The 4,050-nt window shown below is 69.2% G+C and carries 5 protein-coding genes; all 5 read right to left on the bottom strand.

The features are described 5' to 3' along the window. A partial coding sequence (locus tag FKP22_RS23080; protein WP_233446948.1) for an AIR synthase related protein occupies positions 1 to 324 on the bottom strand: 324 nt, incomplete at its 3' end. Next, positions 317 to 913 carry an MSMEG_0567/Sll0786 family nitrogen starvation N-acetyltransferase gene (locus tag FKP22_RS23075; RefSeq protein ID WP_141290018.1) on the bottom strand — a complete coding sequence of 199 codons (597 nt, stop codon included), beginning with the start codon at positions 911 to 913 and terminating at the stop codon, positions 317 to 319. The genes FKP22_RS23075 and FKP22_RS23080, both read right to left, overlap by 8 nt. A gap of 10 nt (positions 914 to 923) precedes the next feature. Then, positions 924 to 2,015, bottom strand: a complete 1,092-nt coding sequence (locus FKP22_RS23070) for an MSMEG_0568 family radical SAM protein (protein WP_141290019.1) — start codon at positions 2,013 to 2,015, stop codon at positions 924 to 926. Positions 2,016 to 2,046: 31 nt separating this feature from the next. Beyond that, positions 2,047 to 3,039, bottom strand: coding sequence for a Nit6803 family nitrilase (locus FKP22_RS23065; protein WP_141290017.1), 993 nt, complete (start codon positions 3,037 to 3,039; stop codon positions 2,047 to 2,049). A 115-nt stretch (positions 3,040 to 3,154) separates the two neighbouring features. After that, entirely contained in the window at positions 3,155 to 3,637 is a 483-nt protein-coding gene (locus FKP22_RS23060) for an MSMEG_0572/Sll0783 family nitrogen starvation response protein (RefSeq protein WP_141290016.1), read from the bottom strand. Between the last annotated feature and the right edge of the window lie 413 nt (positions 3,638 to 4,050).

Genomic DNA, 4,050 nt, shown 5'->3' with positions numbered 1-4,050 from the left:
GGCCTCGTTGGCGCTCCACAGCGCGTCCACCACAGCCAGCGGCCGGCCACCCATCGCCGCAATGTCGCTGAGGTTGACCATCACTGCGCTGTAGCCGGCGAACCAGGGCATGGCCTCGACGAAGTCGGCCATCAAGCCTTCGATGGCGAACAGCAGGTGGCCGTCGCCCGCCGCATCGGGCAGCACCGCGCAATCGTCGCCATTCGGCACGGCGGTGTGGCCGGTGGTGGACTGCAGCCGGCCCAGGACCGCGGCGATGTCGCGCTTGTGAGCGAAGCCGCGGCTGGTGCGCAAGGCTTCAATGAGGCGATGTAGCTCAGTCATGACGGCACCCCTGCGCCAGCACGTAACCAGCGTACGGCGTCTCGCACGGCGGATAAAACGCCAGGTCCGCGCGCATCAGCGCATGCGGCCTGCCGTGCAGGATTTGCTCGTCCAGCACCCGCCAGTTCAGGCGCTGGAACAGCGGCACGTTCTGCGCCTGCACCTGGGCCAGGAACTCGCGGCAGCCCAGCGCATGCGCGCTGGACACGGCCAGGCGGATCAGCGTGCTGCCCAGGCGCCCATGCTGGCGCCAGCCGCGCTGCACCGCCAGCCGCGAGCCCCACCACAGCCCGGGCGCGGCTTCGTGGATGCGCACGGTGCCCAGCAACTCGTCCGGCTGGCCGCCCCAGCAGGACAGCGCGACCAGCAGCCGCGTGCTGGGATTGTCGCGGTCGATGGCGTCGATGTCGTCACCGTCGAACAGGCCTTGCTCGTCGCAGAACACCTGGCGGCGCAAAGCCAGCGCCTGGGCTTGCATCCACGGGTTGCTGGCCCACTGAACCCGAAACTCCTGCGGTTCAAAAGTCGTGGGCAGTTCACACCAGGGTGCGAGCGGCGGACGGGCGGCCAGGTGCGTCGCGAGGTTCATCGTCGTCTCCTCAGCTGGCGAGCAGCGCCTGGGGCGCTTCGTAGCGGGACAAGGTGGAGCAGGCCGCGCAACGGCCGCAGCCGGCTTTGATGTCGCCCGCCCGCATGTCGGCCACGTCCACCAGCGCACCCAGCGGCGCCAGCACCTCGCGCATGAACTCTGCAGACGGCGCAGGCTGGTCCTCCAGCGGCGTGCCGCTGATGGGCACGAAGGGCACGACAAAGGGGTAGACGCCCAGGGCCAGCAGGCGCTCGCTGGTGGCCAGCAAGGTGTCTGCGCTGTCGCCCAGGCCGGCGAGCAGATAGGTGCTGACCTGGCCGCGCCCAAAGACTTCGACGGCGGCCTCGAAGGCATCCCAGTAGCGGCTCATCGGCACCTCGGCCTTGCCAGGCAACAGGCGCTGGCGCAGGTCTTCGCCAATGACTTCCAGGTGCATGCCCAAGGTGTCCACGCCGCTGTCCTTCAGGCGCTGGAACCAGGCATCCGTGTCCGGCGGTTCGCACTGGGCCTGCAGCGGCAGGTCGACCGCGGCGCGGATGGCGGCGGCGCTTTCGCAGAGGATGGCAGCGCCCCGGTCCGGCGTGGGCGGCGTGCCGGTCGTCATCACCATGTGCTTCACGCCGTCCAGCTCGACGGCGGCCTTGGCCACTTCGGCCAGTTGCGCCGGCGTCTTGCGGGCGATGGTGCGGCCTGCCGCGAGCGACTGGCCGATCGCGCAGAACTTGCAAGCCTTGCGCCGACTCTCGTAGCGGATGCAGGTCTGCAGCACCGTGGTGGCCAGCACGTCGCTGCCGTGCAGCGTGGCAATGTGCGAATACGGCACGCCCTCGGCGGTCTGCCGGCTGTAGAACTTCGGTTGGCGCGGGAACTGGATCTGCGCGATGGGGATGGCGCCGCGGCGCAAGGTGCTGAGGCCGTCCGCGCCTGGCGCGTCGGCCACGAAGGGCGAGCTGAACGCGGTGGCGGTGTGCACCGGCACCATCAGCGTCACGCCGTCCACCGTCACGGCTTTGTGGTCCGACGGGCCGGCACCGCCACGGCGGCTGGCCGCGCCGGCGCTCGGGTCCACCAGGCGCAGACCTTGGGACTGCAGCTCGGTCATCAGGTCGCGGGCGTCTGGGCGGTTGGCGAGTTCAGGCATCGAAAGCTCCCGTCAGCGGTTCGGTGAAGGTGGGGGCGCTGCCTGCCGGCAAGGCCAGCGTGGTGGCCGCCGGTTCGCGGCGGATGGCCAGGCTCAGCAGCTCGGGCCGCGCGTAGTGGCCGACCGAATCCATCATGCGTTTGCGCTTGGCGATCAGCGCCATGTCCAGGTCGGCAATCACCAGGCCTTCGCCTTCGGTCAGCGGCTCGGCCAGGTACTTGCCTTCGGGCGAGACGATGGCCGTGTGGCAGCCGCCGCGCAAAGCGCCCTGCAGCTTCTCGTCCGGCGTGATGCTGCGGATCTGCTCGGGGTGCAACCAGCCGGTGGCGTTGACGACGAAGCAGCCGGCTTCCAGCGCGTGGTGGCGGATGGTCACGCCCATCTGGTCCGCGAAGATGGGGCCAACCAGCGAGCCGGGGAACTGCGCGCAGTGGATCTCCTCGTGCTCGGCCATCAGCGCGTAGCGCGCCAGCGGGTTGTAGTGCTCCCAGCAGGCCAGCGCGCCAACCCGGCCCACGCGCGTGTCCACCGCCGTCAGCCCGGCGCCGTCACCCTGGCCCCAGACCATGCGCTCGTGGTAGGTGGGCGTGATCTTGCGGCGCTTGAGCAGCAGGCGGCCGTCGGCGTCGAAGATCAGCTGGGTGTTGTAGAGGCTACCGTGGTCGCGCTCGTTCAGGCCCAGCACCACGACCATGCCCAGCTCGCGCGCAGCGGCGGCCACCGCATCCGTGGTCGGGCCGGGCACGGTCGGCGCACGGTCCATCAGCAGCAAATGCGGCGGGCCCTGCAGCACCGGGGGCAGCACGAAGGAGAAGTACGGGTAGTAGGGCAGGAAGGTCTCGGGGAAGACGATCAGCGCCACGCCCCGGCGCGCGGCGTCGCGCATGGTTTCGAGCACGCGGGCCAGCGTGCCGTCGGCGCTGTCCAGGTCGGGCGCGATCTGCGCCGCTGCAGCCCTCACCGTCCTCTTGGAAACGTGGTTCATGCGAATCCCCCAACACCACGGCAACCCAACCCAGCGGAGCCCGAGGAGCCGGCTCCGCCGGTCCTCTGGGCTCGCCCCCTCGAGGGGGCGCGCGAAGCGCGTAGGGGGTGGGCCATTACAAGGTCCAGGTGTCGAGGATGAAGGCGCCGGCTTTCCTGTGGAGGAGCACGATGTCAAGCACGTCCAGCGGGTTGATCGGCCGCACGCCTTCGATCAGCGCACCTTCGCCGTGGCCGTAGAGCGCCTGCAACGCAAAACGGCAGGCGTAGACCTTGCCGCCTTCGGCGATGAACTTGGTGATCTGGTTGTTGAAGTTCTGGTGGCCGGGGAAGGCCTCGTCGCCCAGCTTCGGAAAGCCGCGCTTGACGCCCAGCGTCACGCCCGGGCCGTAGAGCAGCACCGAGGTCTCGAAACCCTTGCGCTGCAGGCGCGTGGCCTGCAGCAGGTTGACCAGGCCGATGGAGCCTTCGAAGGCCACCGTGTGGAAGGTCACCAGGGCCTTCTCACCCGGCTCGGCCTTCACGTCCTCGAAGACCTTCTCTTCGTAGTCGACCAGGAAATCGCCCTTGTGGGCAACGGGGTGCGTGACTTTCGGCATGACAGTGTTCCTCGGGTGGTGGAAGGTGCCGGCACAGCGCCGGTCACGCCTTTCCTCTTGCGACGGATGTGCCACCGCGCTGCGCAGGTGGCCGATCAAGATGCGATCAACGGGGCGTCGATGCGCGGCCCGCCTCGCGTCAGCGCCGGCCCAGGTGGCCCGGCCTGCACCAAAGCGCATCGCCCGCCATGCAATCAAGGCACCCGATCAATGGCGCGCATGCACCGGGATGCGACGGGCTTTTCGTCGCACGGCGCATGCAATCAGGCCATGCAGCAGGCAAACTCCGGGCAGCCAAACCACGCCACTCGATGCCATTCACGCACTGGGTCCACCGCCTCAAGGGCAGCGCACTGCCGGCCTATCAGCTCATCCCCGAGCTGATCGCCGAGGACTTGCAGCAGGGCCGGCTC

The sequence above is a fragment of the Ideonella azotifigens genome (genome assembly GCF_006519715.1).
GTDB classification, from domain to species: Bacteria; Pseudomonadota; Gammaproteobacteria; order Burkholderiales; family Burkholderiaceae_C; genus Ideonella; species Ideonella azotifigens.
The sequence above is the reverse complement of the archived record's forward strand: the minus strand, read 5'-3'. Positions and strand labels throughout refer to the sequence as shown.

Excerpts from the sequence above, each read along its gene's own strand:
- FKP22_RS23075 (WP_141290018.1), bottom strand. The coding sequence starts at position 913 with ATGAACCTCGCGACGCACCTGGCCGCCCGTCCGCCGCTCGCACCCTGG.
- FKP22_RS23070 (WP_141290019.1), bottom strand. The coding sequence starts at position 2,015 with ATGACCGAGCTGCAGTCCCAAGGTCTGCGCCTGGTGGACCCGAGCGCC.
- FKP22_RS23060 (WP_141290016.1), bottom strand. The coding sequence starts at position 3,637 with ATGCCGAAAGTCACGCACCCCGTTGCCCACAAGGGCGATTTCCTGGTC.
- FKP22_RS23065 (WP_141290017.1), bottom strand. The coding sequence starts at position 3,039 with ATGAACCACGTTTCCAAGAGGACGGTGAGGGCTGCAGCGGCGCAGATC.